The organism is Parageobacillus caldoxylosilyticus NBRC 107762, assembly GCF_000632715.1.
In the GTDB taxonomy this organism is placed as follows: domain Bacteria; phylum Bacillota; class Bacilli; order Bacillales; family Anoxybacillaceae; genus Saccharococcus; species Saccharococcus caldoxylosilyticus.
The window spans coordinates 13,062-34,982 of the sequence record NZ_BAWO01000016.1; the positions used below are offsets into that span (position 1 = coordinate 13,062).

Consider the following 21,921-nt stretch of genomic DNA (forward strand, 5'->3'; position numbering starts at 1 on the left):
TTTCACATTTTTGCTTGTCTACCATGTGGGTTATGGTACAATAAAAGTAAGGACCGTCTTCCGTTTTGTATCAGGATATAGATCGAGAGTGCGATGGACGGGTTGAGGCCAGGAAAGATATCCACGAATAGGTGGATATCTTTTTTTATTTAAAAAAGCTAATATTCAACGTTGTTGAAACGTTGAATATTAGCTTAAACAGACAGACGATCTATGATGATTTTAACAGTGAATATTTTCTTATTTTACAGTGGATATTTTCCATTTACTCAAATCTGGCGCAGACTTTTGGATGAGCTCTTTCGGAAAAATAAATGTCCACGGTTTTGTCGTGTTTGCTTTTACTTCCAAACGGTCAAGGACGAATCCTCCGCGTGCGACCACCTCACCTGCCGCGTCTTCTACTTGAAGCGGAAGCTGCTCAAGATAAATAGTTCGGTCGCTGCCGTTACGAATTAACACGGTGATGTGCAATCCATGTTCCTCCGTTAGTTTTGCCTGAAGACCAAAGAAATTGACTTCCCCTGGCTTTGGCGGCTCAAGTTGATCCACGAATTGCCGTAATTTTTCCTTTTCTTCTTCAGGAAGCGCTTTTTCCCAGCTTTCCTCCAATTCCAAGCGATGCTTTGATTTTAATTCGAAAGCAAGCTTCCATCCTTCGCTTGGAATATCATCCATTTTTAATGTCGCGTTTTCGAAAAGAAAGTGCCATGGCCGGCTGCTTTTTGCCGGAAGTTCCCCCATCTCCTCTAAATCGAACTCTTTCCGCGCAATGATCCCATCGTCTGCGCTTAACAATAAAAGCGTTGCTTTTCCAATTTGAATCGGCTTGGATAAACTATGGCGCACGAACGCGGATACAACCACGCCATCAGCTTCCCTTCTTAAACTAATGCCAGATAGGGAAATTTGGTTTGGTTTTAACGGCGGTAGTTCATTGTTTAAAAAGCGCAGCACATATTGCTCTTCAAGCGGTAAATTCCACGATGGATGCAAGGAAAGCTCTGTATAAACGTCTTCGTCGCCGGCATCATCCGTTTCTTGAATGACATCTTGCGCAGAAACGGCGGTATCTCCGCCGCTTTTTTTCTTTTTCTTTAAAAAGGGAAACAACGTTTATTCCTCCTTATTCGTCCGAAGTATGTTGGAATGATTGCAACAACTGGGAAAGATGCAAACTCATTTCTTTTTCGATCGTTGCGTACATCATCGTGAATAATTCGAATCCGTCCTTTTGATATAATCGCATTGGATCTTCTTGCTGGTAATGGCGCAGCCCGATTCCTTCTTTTAAAAGCGCCATATTTTCTAAATGCTTCATCCAATTTTGATCAATCACCGTTAACATGATATTTTTTAATGCTGTCTGAAGCGATAGGTTGTTTTTCCATGTTTCAAGATACTGAATATAGGAATCTACCGCTTCCTTCACTTTCTGTTTCACATCTTCCATATCTTCTAATGAATGTTCAAAGGAAACTTGCTGCGGGTAGAGAAGACGGTTTAACTCCTCGGTCATCGTTTTAACATCCCATTCTTCTGGAATAAGCTCTGGCAGACAGTATTTTTCGACAATGTTGTTGCACGCGGATTGAACCATCGGAACGATAAGAGAAATCCTGTCTTCTACTTTTAATACTTTATCACGTATATGGTAAACAACGTTTCGCTGCTCATTAATGACGTCATCCAGCTTTAAATTGTATTCCCTAATCGAGAAATTAAGGCCTTCTATAATTCGTTGTACTTTATCCACAAACTCATGAATGTTGCTGTTTATAATTCGTCCTGTTTCATCTGTTTTTAGTTTCGGTTTTAATTTTTCCGTTTCTTCCTTCGCAAAGCGGCGAAACATATCATCTTCAAGGGAAATGAAAAACTGACTCGAACCCGGATCCCCTTGGCGGCCCGCTCTTCCTTTCAGCTGGTTGTCAATTCTTCGGCTTTCATGCCGCTCTGTTCCGATGACGTGCAAACCGCCAAGTTCAGCAACTCCTTCGCCTAACAAAATGTCTGTTCCCCGGCCGGCAATATTCGTAGCAATCGTGATGCGGCCGCGCTGCCCGGCTTTGGCAATGACCTCCGCTTCCTGCTCGACCGTTTTCGCGTTCAACAGCTCATACGGCAAATTTTCTTTATCTAAATATTTAGCTACTTCCTCTGACTGCAAAATCGAAGTCGTCCCTATTAAAACCGGCTGTCCTTTTTCATGACGGCGTTTTACTTCTTTCGCAACTGCCACATATTTGTCATGTCTTGTCATGTACACGTTATCCGGCATATCCACACGAATTTTCGGCCGGTTCGTCGGAATCGGGATGACATCCATTCCGTAAACGTGCTGGAATTCTTTTTCTTCCGTTTTCGCTGTTCCTGTCATCCCTGATAAAATCGGATACATACGGAAATAGTTTTGAATCGTAATAGAAGCTTGCGTTTTGTTTTCTTCGGTAATTTCCAAACCCTCTTTCGCTTCAATGGCTTGATGAAGCCCATCGCTTAACGAACGCCCTTCCATTACGCGGCCTGTAAACATATCGACCAGCATTACTTTTCCGTCCCGGACGATGTAGTCAACATCTCTCTTGAAAATCACATGCGCCCGCAACGCCTGAATGACGTAATGGTATAAAATTTGGTGCTGCAAGTCATACAAGTTGTCAATGCCGAACGCTTTTTCCACTTTTTCGATTCCTTTTTCCGTTAAATTCGTTGTTTTCATTTCTTCATCATATATATAGTCAACGTCACGCTCAAACCTCTTGACTAAACGTGCCGCGATATAATGAAGTTCCGAGCTTGATCTCGTTTTTCCCGCAATAATGAGAGGCGTTTTCGCTTCATCGATTAAGACGCTGTCGATTTCATCGATAATGGCGTAATGATAAGGGCGTTGCACTTTATCGGAAAGATCGTACACCATGTTATCCCGTAAATAGTCGAATCCAAACTCTGTGCCAATTCCGTATGTAATATCGGCTTGATACGCTTTTTTCTTTTCCGAAGGAGACATCATTGGAAGATTCAAGCCGACGGTAAGACCAAGAAATTCATGAATTTGGCCGATTAAATTTCTGTCGCGTTTTGCTAAGTAGTCATTGACCGTGATCACATGCACGCCTTTTCCTTCCAGCGCGCGCAAATAGCTTGGAAGCGACGCGACAAGCGTTTTCCCTTCCCCAGTGGCCATTTCAGCGATATTTCCTTCAGCAAGGACAAGCCCGCCCATAAGCTGGACGTCGAAATGCCGCATGCCAAGCACCCGTTTCGCTGCTTCTCTCACCACCGCGAACGCTTCCACCTTAATATCGTCAACGGACTTTCCCAAAGCCAATTGTTCTTTAAAATATTCTGTTTTTGCCCGCAGTTCCTCATTCGTGAGCTTTTCCATTTGTGGTTCGAGCTGATTGATTTGTTCAACCAGCTGTCTATATTTTCTTAACCGCCGTTCACTGGCATCTCCGATTGTTTTTTTTAAGAGTGAAAGCATTCTGAATTACGCTCCTTTATGACTAATTCTAATATAGTATACCAAATTAGCCATTGTTATGAAATGTGAATCTATTATAGGATGTTTTGTTATTTTTTTGAAAATCATCCCTTGCTTAACTCCTATTTCAAATATGACACTTTATGTGAAAAAATTACTTGTCGACAAACTTTGTCGAATATTATAGAATGACATCGATAGGATTTAGGTTGATAAGCCAGTCCACGGTTTCCGTGGCTGGCGCTTTTTTTGTCTGCAGAAACTATTGAAAAAGAAAAAAGAAACATGATGCCACCTCTTGATGGCACCATGCTTTCTTACTCATGCAGATGGGACCAAATATTTGTATCAACAGAACTTCCACATCGTTACCGCAATCACATCTTCGAAATCCATCTCCACAGGGATATAATCCATAGACAACAAAGTGACATTACTTGGGAAAAGTGCTATACTAACCATTTGAAAGACATTTCATTTTTAGGATGGAGTATATCAAGGGAGGATCGGTAGTGGATATTCTCGTCATTATCCCTGCTTATAATGAAGAAGCGACCATAAAAAAGACGGTCATGAATTTAATCCAAACGTGTCCATATGATTATATTGTGATCAACGATGGCTCCACCGACCGAACATTGGATATTTTAAAAGAGAACCGATTTCATTATTTAGATTTACCGGTTAATTTAGGAATCGGCGGCGCGATGCAGACGGGCTATCGTTACGCACTTAGAAAGGGATATCAATACGCGATTCAATTAGACGCGGACGGTCAGCACGATCCAAAAGACCTAGAAAAGCTTGTTGCGGAAATCAAACAATCTGGCTGCGATATGGTCATTGGCTCTCGATTCGTAGAGAAAACGAATTACAAAGGCAGCCCTTTTCGAAGAATGGGGATTCTTTATTTTTACTATCTGCTCTATTTTCTTTCTGGAGTGAAAATCACCGATCCGACCTCGGGATACCGCATCGTAAACAGAAACGTGATGCGCGAATTCGCGAATTATTACCCTGTCGATTATCCTGAAGTCGAAGTCATCGCGAAATTAGCGAAAAAAGGGTATAAAATTAAAGAAATCAAGGTGGAAATGAACGCAAGACAAGGCGGAAGATCATCGATCACCCCGTTAAAATCGCTATACTATATGACCAAAGTAACCTTTACTTCTTTGATTCGGTCTATTTTTTAAAAAAGGGGGGGAAGGGTTCGGATGAACAAAGTACAGCTAATAACCATTATGTTCGCTTCTCTTTTCCTCATCCAAGTCATTTATTATTCGACTCGCAATAAATTGAGGGACAAGCAGGCATTTCTTTGGTTTTTGCTGGCGGTAATCGGTCTTTTTATCGCCATCTTTCTCGAACCGCTGAATAAAGTTGCCGCGGTGCTCGGTGTTTCTTACATGCCTACCCTCATCTTTACCATCGCGTTTTTAGTTGTCCTAAACGCGCTCATTTACCAATCGATTACGCTTTCCGATCACCAAGAAAAAATAAAAACGCTCGTCCAAGAAATCGCTTATATCAAACACGAATTACAAAATGATCAACGTAAGGAAGAGAAAGATGAGTCTTGTTAATTTTGTATTGATTTTATTAAATACGGTCATTCTCGTCGCAGGTCAGTTTTTGTGGAAATATGGCATGATGAAAACAACGTTGAAACTGGATCCTCTTTCTATTATCAAAATATTGTTTTCACCGTTCATTTTTTCCGGATTAGTGATGTACGGTTTCGCCACCATTTTATGGCTTTTTATTTTATCGCGCGTTCCATTAAGCGTCGCCTATCCTGTGCAAAGCATTGCGTATGTGCTCGCCGTATTTGGCGCCTATTTTGTCTTTCATGAGCCCCTTTCGTCGACAAAAATCATCGGGGTCATTCTCATTATATTGGGTGTTTCCCTCATCGGAATATCACCTAATACTCAATAAAATATTGGAGTGAATATCATGGTGCTGTCCAATAAAAAGAGAAACATCATCATTGCCAGCATGCTGTTAACCGCGCTTGTCTTTCGCCTTTTTGTTTTATGGAAATACGGATTGTCCCTTACCCTGCACAGTGATGACATGGGATATGTAAGAAGCGGCAAAATTCTTTTAGAGAAAGGCATGCTCATTTACCATAATATGAATGAACCGACCGTTCATATCATGCCGGGGATGCCGGTATTGCTGGCAGCTGTTTTTTTTATTTTTGGCACCGGTAGCGTCGGATTGTACGCCGCAAAAGTGGTGATGATTTTATTCGGCACAGCCAGCGTCTATCTCATCTATGTAATCGGAAAAGATATCAACCAAGAATGGGCTGGCATCATCGCTGGATTTTTCACTGCGCTATTTGTTCCGCTTATCGAAACGGACAATTTAACGTTAACCGAACCGCCTTTTCTATTCGGATTTCTTCTTTTCATTCATTTCGCTATCCAACTTGGACGAAATCATAAAATGTCTACTTTCTATTGGCTGATGTTTTCTTACTTGTTCTGCCTGTTGTTTCGAGCTACCTTCGCGTTGATTCCATTCGCGCTTCTTGGCTACTTGCTGCTTATCCAATATCCGCTTCGCCTCGCATGGAAGCAACTAGGAGTAGCTGTCCTGCTCGTGCTGATCGTACTTGGACCATGGTGGGTGCGCAACTATGTTCACTATAAAGAATTCATTCCATTAACCGGCGGTTCCGGTGATCCGCTTCTGTTAGGCACTTATCAAGGATATGGATACCGATATGGCGAGCCTTATAAAGAAGTCATTCAAAAAATCAATGAACAATACCCACATATAAGCAATTACGAAAAACAAAAACTGGAAAAACAAATAGCGATAGAGCGAATAAAAAAATGGTATCATGCAAATCCGAAACAATTCATCGAAAGCTACACAACAAAAAAGGCAAAAACACAATGGGAACAACCTTTTTACTGGATTGAAATCCTAGGCGTACCGAAAGCCGCCGTGGTTTCCTTACACCAATGGATCGTATCACTGGCGTTTGCATCCGTGGCGCTCACCTTGTTTTTGTTCAAGCGCCACCGAAAAGAACTGTTGTTTTTTACTTTCATCATCGCGTACTTTACCATTTTAAACAACGTGTTTTTTGCCTACCCGAGATACAACCTTCCGTTAATGCCGCTTTTGTTTTTATATATCGGCCTGCTCGTTTCAGCCATTGCACGCATGTTTTTCCGCAAAAAAGCAACCTCCTCTTAAACCTCATTGTTTAAGGGGAGGTTTTGTCCTTATTTTGTCCTGGTGTTCATCATGGTTGGAACATCCGCAACGTCATGCTGGAGTACACCGATTGCCGCTTTAACTCCAACCGTAGATCACTTGTTTTCAGGCAAATTTCTAGTTGTCGAATCCGCGATTAAAGCTACGGAATCTGTTTCTCTTGCTCTTCGATTCGGCAACATCATATTTCCACTAATGGATGAACAGCGTCCGAACCTTGATGGGATGCAGCGAGAATTTGATTTCGGTTCGCCGCCTTCCCCTCCTGTCTAAATTGTGTTTTTCTTTGCGGCCGGCTAATTTTTTGATCGTTCTCCACTTTGATCCCTTCCCAAATCTAGAAATACTTTTTCCGCTTCAATGATCTTTTGGAAGAAATGTCTACTTTGTTCCCAATGTTCCTCTTTCACTTTTATTACACTAATTCCATAAATTTAGTATTTTCTTTATCTTTCGTTTTGATTTATACTAAACAAGTATAAACAAGTATTATTTTACTATGGGGGTTATTTTATGAAAAAATTGATTATTTTTACTATCGCGGCATCTCTTGCAATCGCAACATTGCCTGCTTCTGCTTTTGCGATTAGTCCTAATGATCCTGAGCTTCAAACCTACTTAAATGAGATCGGTATGACACAAGAAGAACTAGAAGAATATTTAAGCTACGATGGCTACACATTAGAAGATTTTAAAGATGTCAACGATCTTCGCAACGAGCTTGGCGATGTATTGACAGAAGAAAATTTAGAACAATTGCTTGAAGATTACGGCTTAACGAAAGAGGAATTAAAACAACTTCTTATCGATAACGGTGAACTAGAACCAAACGAAGAAATTACGGAAGCGTTTAAGTTTTATAACGACTTAGAAGAGTTCCTCCTTTTTGAACAATCCTATTCAACACCGATTACCGAAGAAACGCTTGCCGATTTCTTGCAACAGCGGAATATGACGAAAGAACAATTACTTGCACTCCTTAGCAGCCATCATGAATCATTAAAAGATTACAGCTCCATCGGCGAATTGGCTGATGCGATTGATTATTATCAAAGCTTAACTCCGCTTACGGAAGAAACATTGAACGAACTTTTAGACACACTCGGACTTACACGACAACAATTGGAAGAGTTGCTTGCGGCAAACCACGATTCGTTAGATAACTATACGACAGTGGAAGAACTATCAGAAGCCATTGTCGATTATATGCTTCCTGATTTAGAAGAGCTTGGTCTGACGAACGCTGAACTCGAAAAATTGTATCATCACTTCCAATCACTGAATATGGAAGATCCGCAATTTGCGAGCCAAATGGAAGAACTCGGCCGGCGGCTGGAAGCCATTAGTTCGTACGATTTTGAAGGGGTAACAGAGTTGTCCCCGGCACAAATAGCGGAAATTGCCGATGTGATACACGACATGCTTGACATTTTCCAATTGGATGTGAAATTTTATTTGACGAAAAACGGGGAGAAAAAGCCATTAAGCCTAGCCACGCTGCTAACGATGGAATCCACCAACGGCTATGACCTCTTGATCGAAATTTATAACAAACAAGGCGAACTGCTTGCCGACTTCATATTGACAGCGGACATGTTCAACTCTGATTTATTTGAAAACGTAGGCAAAGATTTAGAGAAAGCTGGAAAAGTCGCAAAGATAGAGAAAAAGATTGAGAAAAAGGTAAAACTAAAACCGGTAAAAAGAACGGTAAAAGGAGCAAAACTTCCAAAAACAGCTTCCCCATATGTATCGAATGTGCTTATGGGCGTTGTATTCATCGCTTTGGGAGCGTTCCTATTCCGTGTGAGAAAAGGATTAGGAGCAAAATAAAATGCAAAAACAACGAATCGTTCGCTTTCTTGGCATTAGCTTGATGGTAGTTGGCTTCGCTCTCGTCTTGCTCAACGGCTACCAATACGCAAAGGGGATCAACGCCGCAAAACCGGCGCCAACGGAAACAGCAACGAAAGCAGCCTCTACACCGCCAAAGACTGCAGCAGCGATTTACCCGCGCCAACCAAAAGTGGGCGAAAATATTGGGGAGCTCATCATTCCGAAACTGAACGCCAGTCTTCCGATTTATCATGGCACCAATGAAGAGGAGTTAGAAAAAGGAGTCGGTCATTACGCTGGAAGCGTCCTGCCAGGAGAGCCAGATAACTGCGTCCTTGCAGGACATCGCGACACCGTCTTTCGCAGACTGGGCGAGGTGGGAAAAGGAGACTTGCTGATTGTCAAAACGATCGCTGGAGAGTTTACCTATAAAGTCCGCAAAGTGCGAATTGTAGATGCCGATGACAGAACCGTGATTGTGCCCAAGCCAAAAGCTACATTAACCGTCTCCACCTGCTATCCGTTTCACTACATCGGTGCGGCACCAAAGCGGTATATCCTCGTCGCTAACTTAGTGGCGGCAAGGCATTGATGCCTGCTTTATCCCTTTACTCTCTATGAATTTCATAAAAACATAGTTGTTTCAGTCACCAATCCTTTTTATACAACCCCCACGGAGTTTCCGTGGGGGTTTTGTGATTCGCTCTTCGCTTGCGAAACACTTTTTTCACCAACATGAACGGCATCCATATAATACGTTGCTTTCGTGTAGTGAAGCGTGACAGGCACAAAATGAAAGAGAACTGTCATCATCATGCCGTAAATAGAATTTTTTTAAAACATTGTATTCCCAAGAAAAATAGTTATTTCCCTAGCGCAACTGTAAAAAGGCAAAATGAAATTGCCTGCCTCCTGTTAAGTTTCGGAAACAGGCAATGTCCCAAATAAGCGGGTCAATCCAAACATGAAAGGAGATGTTTTGTATTATGGAGATAATAACTGCTCAAACTGCTGCAATGTAATGTGAGGATATACCCATTGCCGTTTTAACTCAAAAACCGGATCACCTGGATAAACCGTGCCTTTTTTCGTCGTAAACGCCATCGTAAACCCCGCATCTTTCACGATTTGAATCGTCCGTTTGTCGTACGCACCGAACGGATACGCGATAGCCGTCGCATTTACTTTGGCGATGCTCGCTTTTAAATCGTCCATAATTTCGTGATACGGTTTAAACAATAAATAAGGCCCGTTCTTTTTATCAAATAAATGAAAATGATTCGTGTGGCTTTCAAATGTAAACACATCCTGCATTTTTGCTACTTCCTGCTTGCTTAAAAACTGCAAGCCGCTCGGGTCAAACGGCTGCGGAGCCGGTCGCATCCGCCCTGTAATCATAAAGATCGTCGCTTTAAAATTCAACCGTTTCAATACCGGATATGCGTACACATCATTCGATTTCAACCCATCATCAAATGAAATTAATACCGATTTTGGCGGAAGCAGCTGCTCCTTCTTGACGTACGCCAATAGTTGCTGCGGAGTAATCGTCGTATAATGCTGCTCCTTTAAGTAATTCATTTCATTCGTAAATTGGCTTAACGGGACGGTTGTCGTAGCCCGGAAAATCCGCTCATCTTTATCTTCCAAAATATGATGATATAACAAAACCGGAACTCCTGGGTCTTTCTCCGTTATATGTTTATAAATATACCCGTCTCGTCCTCCCAACTCCACAACATAAAACTGTTTCGTCTCCTCCTTTACTGGATAACGAACGCCTGCATGAATCTCCCCAATCGACTGTTTATTTCCATTTTGGAACATATACACTTGCAAATCTTTCGTTCCAATCACGCTTCTTTTTAAGCGGTCTGCTAGTTTCGTAAACTCCGATGGCGGACCAAGTTTTACGTCTTGCTTTTTCACCATCCCTTTTACAAAGCCGTATTGAATGAAATAATAGGTTTCGTTTTCTCCGACTACTTCAAAGGCTTGTCCATGATATATTTTTCCCACTTCCTGAAGCTCATCTGCCACATATGCATACACGGGGGCCGATGGACCGATGGTTTGAATAGATGGACCGGTGGTTCGAATAAATATTTTTTGATTCACGGACGCCTGTTTTTCATAAGGCAATAAAAACAGAAGAACCAAAATCATCATGATGCCTAGTGCCCTGCTGCGCAACGGATTCCCTCCCTGTATCCATTCTATTTTATTATTATTTTATTTACTATTATTTTAGCATTATTTAGTTTACCATGATTTTTGTACCATTTCCTCTTAAACATAAACATTACTTTCGAATGATAACATAATGTGATCGTAACAGGTAAAAATTTGCCTCTTTGTAAAAGAAATACTCGATTGATGACAAATTCTGCACATTTGTATTACAATATGCTTATGCCTATATTGATACATATGGGGGACTAGTCTATGATGTATAAAAGCAATCCGCTAAAGGAAATTCTTCATCCGAAAATCGCATTTGCCCAGCTTAGAGAAGCGGAACGGGTGAAAAATGTAATATTGGTCGCCCTTCTTCTCTTGCTTATGAACGTCATCCTTTCGTTGCTGCGGGCTTATTTTGGCATTGGCACGGAAGAACTGACCAAGCATCTCGACCGGTACACCGGCGAACAATTTGCTTTCTTGCAGCTTTTATTCGCGTTCGGCCATGCCTTGGGCGGTCTGTGCGTTCCACTATTATTTTTATTCATATCCTCTATCATTTATTATTTGCTTTTTGATATAGATTTTGTGAAACTATTAACAATTCAACTGCCGATTTTGCTCATTTTCTTACTCGAAGATTTGTTTCTCTTTCCATTCCAATTATGTTTCGGCGTAAAGGATCTCTTTTCCCCATTTTCCCTTGGTGTGTGGGGGCCTTACATAACGAAACATGCTTTTATATGGGCGCTGTTGCGAACCGTTTCACTCTTTTCCATCTGGGCCATATCGATACAAATTATTGCCCTTCGCTCCTTGACAGAAAAATCGGTTCAACGCATCGCGATGATCGTCATCGCCGTCTACCTCTTTTTCGCTTTATTAGCAGCAGCAGGCACAGAATTTCCGTTTAATGGATTTTAATGAAAGGTAGGAATACCAATGAAACGATGGAAACGATACATATTCATCGTCATCGTGCTATGTATATGCGCAAACTTTTACATCTTGTTTCATGCCCAAAGCAAAATTCCAAAATCGGTCTATGTGAACGAACGGACAAAACCAGAAAAAACAAATATCAAAGAAACCGTCCACACTACCGGCATGACCGTGCCAACAGAGCGAAAATTCATTTACTATAATCCGCAGCTCGGCGCCATCGATGAAATTCTTGTCACAAAGGGGCAAGAAATACAAGTCGGCACACCACTGATACGCTACGTGGATGAAGAAATCGACCGGGAGATTCATCGAATCGCACGAAAAAAAGAACAATTAAACGCGCAAATCGAGCAGCTTTCTAAAGATATCGATGATTATACGGCCATGTCCTCTTCTGCCAAAGAAGATAGCATAGAGAAGATGCAATGGGAGGAAAAAGCAAGGGAAGCGGAGCGGGAAAAAACGCTGCTGGAATGGCAAATGAAGGAATATGAGGAACAACAACATGAACTCACAGAGAAAAAAGACGAACTGATCGTGGAAAGCAACACAGCTGGCGTAGTCGAAGAAATCAGCTATGACAAATCCAAACCGCTGATCACCATCGCTTCCCCTTCCGCTGTCGTTCGCGGAAAAGTGAAAGAAGAAACCATCGGAAAACTCGCTGTCGGACAGACAGCAACCATCAACGTTCCGAACGAACATGAGTCATTTGCCGGTACGATTGCCGATATCGGCAAATTTCCAATCAAAGAAGCGAGCTTTCAAGAAAAAAGCGAATATCCGTTTACTGTGCAACTCAACGAACAACCGAAACAACTTCCTTTCGGGTATCATGTAAACATCACCGTAGTGACAAAAGAAAAAAACGGCGTGATCACCGTTCCTGCCGAAGCGGTGTGGCATGAAAAAACAAAAGCATTTGTCTATGTCATTCATAACGGCAAACTCGAAAAACGAAACGTAATACTAGGAATCAAACATGGAAAGAAACAAGAAATCGAGCAAGGCCTGCGCCAAAACGAATATATTGTGTCCCATCCGACAAAACAGATGAAACACGGAATGGACGTCATCGTTCCGTTTGAGGTGGCAAAACCAAGAAAAGAAACAATCAAGCAATTATCGAAATGGGACATCGTCAAACACTTCCTCGACGGATTTTTCCGTTCCTTCTATTGATAGGGGTTTTCTAAAGAAAAACTGGCCTTTTCCTAAGATATACAGGAAAGGCCAGTTTTTTTCTGCCTTCGCGGCGAAAAAGCCTTACAGAGACTTTTCTCCGCAGGGCTTTCGGGCTTTTTCAGAAAGTGACAGGCGTTTCATCAACTTCGCGGATACTAAAAATGCCAATAATACTTTCGCCATTTGATCGCGTTTGATATAGCTGTTTGGTTCAAAGCGCCCATTTGCTCCCATGGAAAATACCGCTTGATATACTTTTTCAACGGCTTCCCGCGAGGAAGCACCAATTTGTTTTACGTCCTCAAAATCTGTTGCTTTTCTGTTTTTGTTCAGTTTGGTAAAGTCATCGTTTAAGAAAGAGAGATTCATCACTCGTTCGATCATCATAGCCGCTTGCGCTCTCATCGCATTACGGGTGGGTGACAGGCACGCATCCCAATGGGGAGAGGATTGTATTAATTCATCGGTTGATCTGTTGTTTGATCTGTTGATGGATCCGTTGATTGGTCCTGCGGTGATTCATCCGTTGTTCCTTCATCCCATTCACCTTCGTAACTTTCACTCTCATTTAATTCATGATCTTCAGCCGTTTCCTCTCCATCAGACGGCTCTTCTTCTAGATCTGTTTTTTCATCCGTTGGTTCGTCGTTTATTTCTTCCTCATGCCAGCTTTCCTCTTCAGAGATATTGCTTCCATCAATGGAATCGTCCATCTCCACATTTTCTTCTATCGCATCGCTTTCATCGTCGTTTTCATATTCACTATCCGTTTCGGACTCTTGTTCATCATAGTTCCAAACATCATATGTATCATATGCTTCGCTGTAATCTCCGCCCTCGAAATACCCTTCACCTTCGAGGCTCTGATAAAAATACATTCCTTCATTGTTGTAAAACATTGCATAAATCTCATCTTCCGCAAGCGGTGAGGAAATCCACTTCTGTATAAGGCTATATATTTTAAAAATTGGGATACTAAAACCGATATTCGCCTCTGTTGCATGGCGCGCCGAATTAATCGCTAGCACTTTTCCTGTTTTTCGTTCCAATAACGGTCCGCCACTGTTTCCAGGCGCCATCGGGGCAGAGATTTGGTAAACATCTTCATATATATGCGGTTCGATCACGAAATTACGGTCTACGCCGCTAATATACCCAAATGTCACTGTATTTTCCAATCCCATCGGACTTCCGAGCGTAATGACTTCTTCGCCAACTTGCGCTTTTCTTGTTGTTTCCAAAAGAAGCGGGCTTTTATTTTTCAGCGCAGGAACGCGCACAACGGCAACATCGATGTCATTGCTGTAACCGATTACTTTTCCTTGAAATTCTTCTCCGTTTTTGTCACGAACCATGACGTCAATCGACCCTTCGACCACATGCGCGTTCGTTAACACATCTCCTTGTTTGTTGATTAAGAAACCGGATCCTTGCGAATAGCCAGTATAAATGGTAAATACTTTTTCTTGCGCTTCGGCAATAATTTCCGTTACGTCTTTGTTCGTATTCGCCGCTGTTGCTTTGGCGGCAGGTGCGGTCTGGCTTTTCACTTTTTCCACAGGTGTTTTTCTTTCTTTTTTTACCTGCTCGATTGGCTTGCTGGCGACTTCCTCCGTTTTTTTCTCATCATGTCGCCATTGATGGACAAGTGCCGTCCAAATACTAACACAAACGACAAACATGAATATAGCCGTCATCACTAATAGCTTATTAGACTGAGGACGCACAGAAGCACCACAGTTGCTGCAAAATTTTGCCCCAGACTCTGTTTTGTTTCCACATTTAGCGCAATACACGTGAAAAAACCCCCACCCTTTGATCATTTTATATACTTCTATCATATTAGTAAAATATACCTATTTCAACAAAATATCTACAATAATGGGTGATTTTCTGCGATAAACAAACTATTGTCAACAACGATTTAAAATTAGTTCTTACGCTAATTTGGGTAGATGACTTTCTATTAACTACATGGATATAATAGATATCAATAAAAATAAAGGGGCTCGTAACGATGATTAACCTTTCTTGGTCTCCTCTTGATTCAATTATCGAGTTACTAGATGTGTCTGATGTCGATGACAGTTTACGTTTAACGGTAAAAAGCAACCGAAAGTCTTCTTCCTGTCCTGCCTGTCATCATGTTTCCTCCCGCCCGCATAGTCGGTATACACGTGTGATTCAAGATCTTCCTATCGCTGATCGGCCCGTTCAGCTCCTGCTTATTTCTCGAAAATGGTTTTGCGATGATCCTTCCTGTTCCTTTAAAGTGTTTACTGAGCGTTATGACTGGCTGGCGCCGCATAGCCGTCGTACGCTTCGGGCAGAACACACTTTGCGACAAATTGCCTTTTCCACAAGTTGTTTAGCTGCGGAAAAGATTGCACAGGCGATTTATCTGCCTATCAGCCATGATTCATTGTTAACGATGATTCACAAAACTCCTATTCCTGTAGAGGTGTCTCCCTTTCCTCGGAGTCGATGATTTTGCTTTTCGAAAAGGCCATACGTATGGAGCGATAATTTGTGATCTTTGCAGTCATCATCCCTGTTGCTCTCTTGCCAAATCGGCTGCCGCAAACACTTACTGAATGGCTGAAAACCTATTCCCATGTACAAGTGATGAGCCGGGATGGATTTACAGGATTCCGTCAAGGGATTGCTAATGCCAATCCTTCCATCCTTCATGTTTACGATCGATGGAATTTTATGGGAATGAGAAGAAGAGACTAGATTTCCTTCTTTTATCCCTCGTTCCTTCTGTGATGACATGGAGTGAATCGAACACATCTGTTTATGAAATCGAAGTGACAAAGGCAAAAAAGAGGAAAAAGCAGCGCCAGGAACAAAAATGGACACTCATTCAAGAAATCCAAATGGCTCATGAGACGAATCATCGTGACGAATGAACGTAACGATGAGGTGTTTCCAAATGTTGAACACAAGAGGGAGAATAGCGCCTGCTGATCTGCAGAAAAGAACATGCGGAATGATGAAATGCGATTCCTTGTTTACAAATGGTCGTGCCGGCGGAAAAATGGATCCATCGCTCACAAAGATCCATCTGACCACAAAGGTCTTGTATGAAATTCGTTTGTAAGAGAAAAAGTAGACAAAAATCGATCCTACATGATTATTCTAACTTGCCTATTGCCCCCTTTTTAACCCTTCACTTCGAACTTCTTCCTGTAAAATAACAAATCCACTCCACTTTTTTTGATCCGTTGAGCGGATTTTGTCCGTTATGGTGAAGATTTCCCCTATATCCCCTATAATCAATAGCGGCCGCGTCGTCCGCTCCATCCCTCCGTCATCGATGATTTGGGCGTATCCCTCTTTCCTCTCGTTTTTATTTTTTGTCTGACGTAAAATATCCATAAGCATAGGCCTAACCATTGGCCAGCCTCATCCACTCTCAGTCATTACCGCCTTCCTTTTTCACGATCTGGTTGAACATCATCACTTGAAAAGAGATTTGGAGGCTTTGTGTATCGGCTTTACACCCCATGTCCTACGATATGAAAGAGGCCATTTTTACGACTTTATTTCTCCCCGTTTCCTTCGCCCGATATAAGGCTTGATCGGCTTTCTCCAGAAAACCGCTTATCGATCGCATCCTAAGAGTTATGGTATCCTTATCACAAAGGTAAAAATCAAGGCAGCTAAAATAAATCCAAAGCCCAATCGAAAGGAGCAACCAAAGCATGGACGAGAACAAAGAATTCTGCCCATACTGCGGCGCTGATTTGCAGGGAGATCCGATTCCAAAAGAATGACAACGTCATTACGGCAATGCTACCCATTTTAGCAGAAAAATTGGCATATCAAGTCTAGAGGAAGATCCAGTAATTAAATGGCAATGTCCTGACTGTGGGAAGGAATGGGATCGAGAGAAATAAAGAGAAGGAAGAAGCGGTTTGTGGCGTGGCATAGGCATAGCAGCGTATAAGAGAATAAAAAGTCTTGCAGAAAATTCCCTCTGCAGAACTTTTGACATTTTCCGAGTAGTGGTGACAGGCACCGGACCAACTGGAGTCTGTCTGGGAAAGAGCAGTTAAAAGTGAACAGGCTAAAAGTGCTTATTCTTCACTGGTCCGTTTTTGGAAACGAAATAAAACGGAAAAGAGAAGAGGTGTTGATTAAGGTTTCAGATCACTAGATATCATCCATTTCAGAGGAAAGCCATTGCCACTTTGCCTTTTTTCTTTTTAATCGAAGAAAAGGAAGGAAAAAAGAAAAGCCCAGCAGAGATTTCTCTCCGCAGAGCTTTTCGATATATTTCGCTCGATGATAAAGCACTATTTCCTAAGAAGATTAGTCACCAACAACTACTTTTACAGGTACTTGATATCCACCAAAGTTAAATGTTGCTTTAAACGTTTCACCATTATCAGCTCCAGAGATAGCCACAGAAGCAGTACCGTTACCAATAATTGTATGATTTGCTGTGCCGACACTTGTATAGTCAGTAACTAGAATTGATGATGATGCTGTAGTTGTGTCTGCAAAAGTAATTGCACCATTTGCAGGGTTGATTGTTACTGTTTCACCATATTGATCCTCTACAGTTGCTCCTGTTACTAATGCAAACAGATTAGCAGCACTAATATTACCAGATGAATCAGCTACGTTAGCAACACCGTTGTCCACGAGATTTTTATCAAATTTAACAGAAGCTACTTGAGGTTTCGCTTGTGTAATTGTAAACTCTTGTGTTAACTGTTTACCATTAGCATTAATAGTAATTACTGCAGTACCTTTTGCCTCAGTGGCATCTTTTGCATATTGAACAAGTGATGTTCCTGTTCCTGAAGTTTCAGCAGCTTGAACGTTTAATTGATAACCGTGTGATGTGTTTGGTTGAATTACTTCAATACCTTTTGTAGAGCTTGTAACAGTGTATGCGCTTGATGGAAGTACAACTTTCTGACCATTCGCTAATACACCATATACTACAACATCACGAACATAAGAATCAGTATCTGAAGCGGCATTGATATCCACTTTAGAATCATCATATAATGGGTCAATTGCTTTTACTTCGTATGATACATATTCATCAGCTGCTGCTACGCGAGAAGTAAAGCTAAATTCGCTACCTGCAATAGGATTTCCTGCATTATCAAGAAGCGTAAGAGTAACTGTTTCTGTTCCTTTAGCTTGACCTTTAAGAACAATTTTATCTGCATTAGCGTCAATTGTATCTTGAGATGAAACAAAGTCAAGAACTGTATTAGATGGAATCATAGCCTTAATTTGATATTGACCTGCGCCCGTACCTACTTTATCAGTTAATTTGAACTCACGCTCATATTGGTCTTTTACTACAATATTGCTTAGTCCAAGTTCAAATTTTTGACCTACTTCTACGTTAGTAGTAACATCTTTCACACCAGCAATGTAAACTGGCTTAGCTGCTTCTTTTACATCAACAACGAGGTTCACAACTTTTTGAGTTGGTGTAATAGCTGTTACTGTTACTTTTGTTGGATTAGTGACACTTGTTAAGTCTAATACAAGGTTTGTAGTATTTGCTTTTGCATCTTTAACAAATGCAACACTCCCCGCTGTTGAAGTAACTCGAACTGCATTCAATAATTCATATTTATCAACTTTGTTTCCTTGTTTATCGTAAGCCTCGAATGGAAGCACAACTTTTTCTTTTGCTACAGCTAGTTCAGGTTGAGAAAGAACAAAGTTATCTACCTTTGCTCCTTCTTTAACTTCAACTTCATATTGTGCAACTTTTGCAGATGCTAGTGAAATGATTGAAACTGTTGTTTTACCAGCTGTTGCAGTTGAAGTATCAAGTTTCAATGCAATACGTTTTTTGCCATCTACTGTGATTTCTTTAAAATCGCTAGCTGTAGCTTTCGCAACTAGTGGGTTTGAAGAGTTAACAACTACACTGCTCGCATTTAAATCACTAGCTTTCAATTCGTTACCATACTGATCTTTTGCATTGATTAATAGGTAGAAATCAGCATCTCTAGTGTCTTCACTAAGTTCTTTTTTATCAGCATTGTAAAGACCTTCAATTGTTACTTCGCTTACTTTTGAAGCATCACTAACAGTTAATACTTTACTTGTTGCAGTTGCAGTTTCGCCATGAACGAGCGTTAAGCTTAATTTGTCACCTGCTTTAGGATTTGTTAAACCTGTAATATTAACGATACCTTTCGCTGCGTCTGCAGATGCAGAACCAGAACTTGATGTTGCAGTGATTGTTGTTTTTGCAGTGATATCTTCACCATATTGGTTATACACTTTGTAACCAACGCTAACCGAAGAAGTACCTGTTAATACTGCAAGATCGGAAGCAATTTCAATTTTTGCAACTTTTTCGTTTTCAACTTTAACAGTTCCAGTCAATACTTGGTCTGCTAAACCTGTTACGTTTACAGTATAATCTCCAGCAAATAATTTGCTTGCAAGTTCAATTTGAGCTGCAGTTTTATCTTTATTCCAAGTGATTTTTGAAACGTTAGCAGTGATATTGCCACGTTTTACTTCAAATTTAGCTTTAGTATCGTCAACAGCTTTGTTAAATTTAACTTCTAATGTTTTAGCGTTAATCGCACTTACCGAAACCACTTGTGGAGCTACATCAACATTCGCCGCTCTATATACAAATACCGCAAAATCACCGCGAGTGATGTTGTCGTTAGCACCAAATTTAGTTTCAGATTTACCTTTTGTGATTCCGTTTTTGTAAAGCGCTTTTACGTATGGTGCCCATGTATCGTTTACATCCGTGAATGGAAGTGTTACATCGTCACCTTTTAATTTGTAAGCATTCGCAATGATTTTTGCCATTTCAGCGCGAGTTAGTTTGTCGTATGCACCGAATTTGCCAGCTGCTTTACCGTTTAGTACGCCAGCATCTACAAGCGCGTTGACGTATTTTGCACGGTCTTTTGGCACATCTGTGAAGCCTGCGTCTTTTGCATTGTCAACGTCCAGTTTTAATACTTTTGCAAGGATCACTGCTGCATCTAGACGAGTGATTTCATCGTAAACACCGAATTTTGTTTCAGATTTACCTTTTACACCTGCTGATACTAAGAAATCAACTGCATCTTTGTATTGCGATGCAACATCTGTGAAGCCTGCTGCAGCAGATACTACAGGAGCTACCGCAGATGCGACCATGGCAGCTGTTGCAGTTGTTGCAACAAACTTGCGATAGGACTTAGGTTGATAAGCCATGAATGATTTCCTCCCCGTTTTGTGTATATTTTTATGATGAATCGAAGGTATCATAAATACCATCGATCAGTTACCGAGATTAGGAGCTGTAAAAGCCTTTCTATGAGCCATTTCATAGTAGAAAAGGCATGAATCATAAACATAAAAACTCCAAAACTCCCAAACTCTATTACTATTCTACCAAAGACATAGGATTTTTCAACTGTTTTTTTACAAAATTCTCATCACATGCGTTTTTTATGTAACAAATGTTTTATTTGGCTAATAAACGTTAATTTTCCATAACGGACATTCTACATAAATAGAAAAATTGTAAATTACTTTTCTGTGAAAATAGCAAATCCATGCGTGGTTAGGGCTATTTTCATGTCTGGCGGGGAGTAAAATTTACTCATGGATGTTTTTTGTAAAAAAAAAAGCATGCAGCTTATTGCTGCATGCTTGCTGGTTTTTCTTTATTTTGATGCACAAAGGCGATGGCCAGTCCCGACACAAGCCAAAAGATCGTGTTCAACTGCGGGATGAAAATGAGATTGTTAGACAAGTTTTGCACCATGAACGTAGCGCTTCCGGCGATCAACCCGATGACAACGATCTTGCTTAACCGGTTGGCGGCGGAAAAATAAAGGCGGAGCAAGTACACGTAATAGATGACATAGATGGCCAAAAATGCGGCTAGCCCAATAAATCCTGTTTCCGCGCCGACCTTTAAATATGAGTTGTGCACGGAATACTGGTCATGCCCGATATACAGTTCTGGATATTTTGTAACATAGTCTTTGTATCTCACCAGATAATTTCCGATGCCAACACCAAGGATAGGGTTTTCTTTCATCATCACCCATCCCGTTTTCCATAGTGTGACACGGGAGACAACAGCGCGGCTCGTCGTCGCTTCATCCTCTGCTTTTCCTTCTTCTTCCGGTTCTTGTGTAAAAAATCCTCCGCCTTCCCCTTGTGAATGATCAGTATCGGTGACATGGCCTGGAAGGTTGCGAACGAGAATTTTCTCCATTGCATACAGCGCCGAATACGTACGGGACTGGACATCTGGCATGAAATAGACAACCGTAAGCAAGACAACGAAAGAGAGAAGTATATGCGGACGAACGGCGTTTTTGATGAAATCTTTCGGAATGAGCAAGACCATTAATACGAAACCGCCGATCATCGCCACCCAGGCCGCGCGCGTATAGGTGAGCACCAAATTAATTACGTAAATGCCATACAGCGCGAACATCAATAGCTGCGCTTTTTTATCTTTGAAATATACAACCGCTAGTAACACTAAAGTCGGAATGACAAAATTAAGAAAAGAGGCATAGTAATTGGGATTCACCAGCGTTGAGTCTACGCGTCCCTTCGCTTCCTTTAGGGCATACAACCCAGCGGTATTCAAAGAAATGCCGAAAATGTACTGCACAATTCCGTAAACACCGATGATCAAAACGGATAGGCCAAACACTTTTGCAAAGTGGATATATTGTTCGCGTGTAAAGCGAACTTTCACGACAATCAGAAACAAGACAACGTACGAAAGATAGCGGGCAAGCTCCATTGCGGCTGGAGCAAGGCTGACCGCTTGCGTTAACGAAATAACCGCAATGATGAAATATAACAGAAACGCCACTGCGATCGGCTTTATGTTGAAATCATTCAACGCGATTCTTTTCTGCGCATAATCTACGATAGCGGCGATTGTTAACAACGGAATCATCACGACTTCCGCTGACAGCGGCAAAGGACCGATATACGTTTTATAAGAAACAAGCGGAACGAGAAACAGAGATAAAATCACAGCATAATAAGTAAACGGTTGTTGAAGACGCATC

Annotated in this window: 19 protein-coding genes; 11 read left to right on the forward strand and 8 right to left on the reverse strand. The window is 41.3% G+C overall.

The features are described from left to right. Window positions 1–240: 240 nt before the first annotated feature. Both GCA01S_RS06090 and secA2 read right to left on the reverse strand, forming a co-directional pair. Window positions 241–1,113 (reverse strand): accessory Sec system S-layer assembly protein, encoded by an 873-nt coding sequence (locus GCA01S_RS06090; RefSeq protein ID WP_042408159.1) that lies wholly within the window; start codon window positions 1,111–1,113, stop codon window positions 241–243. Window positions 1,114–1,126: 13 nt separating this feature from the next. Continuing rightward, on the reverse strand, window positions 1,127–3,490 hold the full coding sequence (secA2, locus tag GCA01S_RS06095) for an accessory Sec system translocase SecA2 (protein ID WP_042408161.1): 2,364 nt from the start codon (window positions 3,488–3,490) through the stop codon (window positions 1,127–1,129). Between the two features lie 485 nt (window positions 3,491–3,975). Between secA2 and GCA01S_RS06100 the strand changes: the two genes are divergently transcribed. The 7 genes from GCA01S_RS06100 to GCA01S_RS06130 all read left to right on the forward strand — a co-directional run bounded on the left by GCA01S_RS06100 (window position 3,976) and on the right by GCA01S_RS06130 (window position 9,158). Continuing rightward, window positions 3,976–4,686 (forward strand): glycosyltransferase family 2 protein, encoded by a 711-nt coding sequence (locus GCA01S_RS06100; RefSeq protein ID WP_217994787.1) that lies wholly within the window; start codon window positions 3,976–3,978, stop codon window positions 4,684–4,686. A gap of 21 nt (window positions 4,687–4,707) precedes the next feature. Further along, complete coding sequence (locus GCA01S_RS06105) at window positions 4,708–5,076, forward strand: DUF2304 domain-containing protein (RefSeq protein ID WP_017436417.1); 369 nt, start codon at window positions 4,708–4,710, stop codon at window positions 5,074–5,076. Beyond that, the gene (locus GCA01S_RS06110) at window positions 5,063–5,431 is read left to right on the forward strand and encodes an EamA family transporter (protein WP_042408166.1); all 369 of its coding nucleotides are present in this window, start codon (window positions 5,063–5,065) and stop codon (window positions 5,429–5,431) included. The genes GCA01S_RS06105 and GCA01S_RS06110 overlap by 14 nt, the downstream gene beginning before the upstream one ends. 18 nt (window positions 5,432–5,449) lie before the next feature. Next, window positions 5,450–6,709, forward strand: a complete 1,260-nt coding sequence (locus tag GCA01S_RS06115; RefSeq protein WP_017436419.1) for an ArnT family glycosyltransferase — start codon at window positions 5,450–5,452, stop codon at window positions 6,707–6,709. Between the two features lie 51 nt (window positions 6,710–6,760). Beyond that, complete coding sequence (locus GCA01S_RS06120) at window positions 6,761–7,003, forward strand: hypothetical protein (RefSeq protein ID WP_042408168.1); 243 nt, start codon at window positions 6,761–6,763, stop codon at window positions 7,001–7,003. 240 nt (window positions 7,004–7,243) lie between these two features. After that, window positions 7,244–8,563 carry a processed acidic surface protein gene (locus GCA01S_RS06125; RefSeq protein ID WP_017436421.1) on the forward strand — a complete coding sequence of 440 codons (1,320 nt, stop codon included), beginning with the start codon at window positions 7,244–7,246 and terminating at the stop codon, window positions 8,561–8,563. Window position 8,564: 1 nt separating this feature from the next. Next, the gene (locus tag GCA01S_RS06130; RefSeq protein ID WP_017436422.1) at window positions 8,565–9,158 is read left to right on the forward strand and encodes a class D sortase; all 594 of its coding nucleotides are present in this window, start codon (window positions 8,565–8,567) and stop codon (window positions 9,156–9,158) included. A gap of 392 nt (window positions 9,159–9,550) precedes the next feature. On the opposite strand, the gene GCA01S_RS06135 is transcribed toward GCA01S_RS06130, so the two are convergent. Next, window positions 9,551–10,759 carry a polysaccharide deacetylase family protein gene (locus tag GCA01S_RS06135; protein ID WP_042408171.1) on the reverse strand — a complete coding sequence of 403 codons (1,209 nt, stop codon included), beginning with the start codon at window positions 10,757–10,759 and terminating at the stop codon, window positions 9,551–9,553. 252 nt (window positions 10,760–11,011) lie between these two features. On the opposite strand from GCA01S_RS06135, the gene GCA01S_RS06140 reads away from it, so the two are divergent. Both GCA01S_RS06140 and GCA01S_RS06145 read left to right on the forward strand, forming a co-directional pair. After that, a complete protein-coding gene (locus GCA01S_RS06140) occupies window positions 11,012–11,671 on the forward strand; it encodes a hypothetical protein (RefSeq protein WP_042408172.1) in 660 nt (219 codons plus the stop codon). 18 nt (window positions 11,672–11,689) lie between these two features. Further along, window positions 11,690–12,874 (forward strand): efflux RND transporter periplasmic adaptor subunit, encoded by a 1,185-nt coding sequence (locus tag GCA01S_RS06145; RefSeq protein WP_042408175.1) that lies wholly within the window; start codon window positions 11,690–11,692, stop codon window positions 12,872–12,874. A gap of 84 nt (window positions 12,875–12,958) precedes the next feature. Here GCA01S_RS06145 and GCA01S_RS06150 read toward each other — a convergent pair whose 3' ends face one another. Then, on the reverse strand, window positions 12,959–13,261 hold the full coding sequence (locus GCA01S_RS06150; protein WP_162163121.1) for an S-layer homology domain-containing protein: 303 nt from the start codon (window positions 13,259–13,261) through the stop codon (window positions 12,959–12,961). A gap of 71 nt (window positions 13,262–13,332) precedes the next feature. Continuing rightward, on the reverse strand, window positions 13,333–14,673 hold the full coding sequence (locus GCA01S_RS06155; RefSeq protein WP_042408181.1) for a trypsin-like peptidase domain-containing protein: 1,341 nt from the start codon (window positions 14,671–14,673) through the stop codon (window positions 13,333–13,335). 221 nt (window positions 14,674–14,894) lie between these two features. Here GCA01S_RS06155 and GCA01S_RS19240 point away from each other — a divergent pair, with 221 nt between their 5' ends. Together GCA01S_RS19240 and GCA01S_RS20860 are read left to right on the forward strand one after the other, a co-directional pair. Further along, window positions 14,895–15,365 carry a transposase family protein gene (locus GCA01S_RS19240; RefSeq protein WP_071997937.1) on the forward strand — a complete coding sequence of 157 codons (471 nt, stop codon included), beginning with the start codon at window positions 14,895–14,897 and terminating at the stop codon, window positions 15,363–15,365. A 41-nt stretch (window positions 15,366–15,406) separates the two neighbouring features. Further along, a complete protein-coding gene (locus tag GCA01S_RS20860; RefSeq protein ID WP_255212264.1) occupies window positions 15,407–15,613 on the forward strand; it encodes a hypothetical protein in 207 nt (68 codons plus the stop codon). 414 nt (window positions 15,614–16,027) lie between these two features. On the opposite strand, the gene GCA01S_RS06160 is transcribed toward GCA01S_RS20860, so the two are convergent. The 3 genes from GCA01S_RS06160 to GCA01S_RS06170 all read right to left on the reverse strand — a co-directional run bounded on the left by GCA01S_RS06160 (window position 16,028) and on the right by GCA01S_RS06170 (window position 21,920). Continuing rightward, complete coding sequence (locus GCA01S_RS06160) at window positions 16,028–16,276, reverse strand: hypothetical protein (RefSeq protein WP_042408185.1); 249 nt, start codon at window positions 16,274–16,276, stop codon at window positions 16,028–16,030. A gap of 918 nt (window positions 16,277–17,194) precedes the next feature. Beyond that, window positions 17,195–20,089: an S-layer homology domain-containing protein gene (locus GCA01S_RS18990; protein ID WP_052510024.1), complete on the reverse strand. Its 2,895-nt coding sequence runs from the start codon at window positions 20,087–20,089 to the stop codon at window positions 17,195–17,197. A gap of 427 nt (window positions 20,090–20,516) precedes the next feature. After that, window positions 20,517–21,920 (reverse strand): O-antigen ligase family protein, encoded by a 1,404-nt coding sequence (locus GCA01S_RS06170; RefSeq protein ID WP_042408187.1) that lies wholly within the window; start codon window positions 21,918–21,920, stop codon window positions 20,517–20,519. Window position 21,921: the final 1 nt, after the last annotated feature.

Coding starts and splice junctions, on each gene's coding strand:
- secA2 (WP_042408161.1), bottom strand. CDS start 3,490: ATGCTTTCACTCTTAAAAAAAACAATCGGAGATGCCAGTGAACGGCGG.
- GCA01S_RS06100 (WP_217994787.1), top strand. CDS start 3,976: ATGGAGTATATCAAGGGAGGATCGGTAGTGGATATTCTCGTCATTATC.
- GCA01S_RS06105 (WP_017436417.1), top strand. CDS start 4,708: ATGAACAAAGTACAGCTAATAACCATTATGTTCGCTTCTCTTTTCCTC.
- GCA01S_RS06110 (WP_042408166.1), top strand. CDS start 5,063: ATGAGTCTTGTTAATTTTGTATTGATTTTATTAAATACGGTCATTCTC.
- GCA01S_RS06115 (WP_017436419.1), top strand. CDS start 5,450: ATGGTGCTGTCCAATAAAAAGAGAAACATCATCATTGCCAGCATGCTG.
- GCA01S_RS06120 (WP_042408168.1), top strand. CDS start 6,761: ATGGTTGGAACATCCGCAACGTCATGCTGGAGTACACCGATTGCCGCT.
- GCA01S_RS06125 (WP_017436421.1), top strand. CDS start 7,244: ATGAAAAAATTGATTATTTTTACTATCGCGGCATCTCTTGCAATCGCA.
- GCA01S_RS06130 (WP_017436422.1), top strand. CDS start 8,565: ATGCAAAAACAACGAATCGTTCGCTTTCTTGGCATTAGCTTGATGGTA.
- GCA01S_RS06140 (WP_042408172.1), top strand. CDS start 11,012: ATGATGTATAAAAGCAATCCGCTAAAGGAAATTCTTCATCCGAAAATC.
- GCA01S_RS06145 (WP_042408175.1), top strand. CDS start 11,690: ATGAAACGATGGAAACGATACATATTCATCGTCATCGTGCTATGTATA.
- GCA01S_RS06150 (WP_162163121.1), bottom strand. CDS start 13,261: ATGATCGAACGAGTGATGAATCTCTCTTTCTTAAACGATGACTTTACC.
- GCA01S_RS19240 (WP_071997937.1), top strand. CDS start 14,895: ATGATTAACCTTTCTTGGTCTCCTCTTGATTCAATTATCGAGTTACTA.
- GCA01S_RS06160 (WP_042408185.1), bottom strand. CDS start 16,276: ATGGTTAGGCCTATGCTTATGGATATTTTACGTCAGACAAAAAATAAA.
- GCA01S_RS18990 (WP_052510024.1), bottom strand. CDS start 20,089: ATGGCTTATCAACCTAAGTCCTATCGCAAGTTTGTTGCAACAACTGCA.
- GCA01S_RS06170 (WP_042408187.1), bottom strand. CDS start 21,920: ATGCGTCTTCAACAACCGTTTACTTATTATGCTGTGATTTTATCTCTG.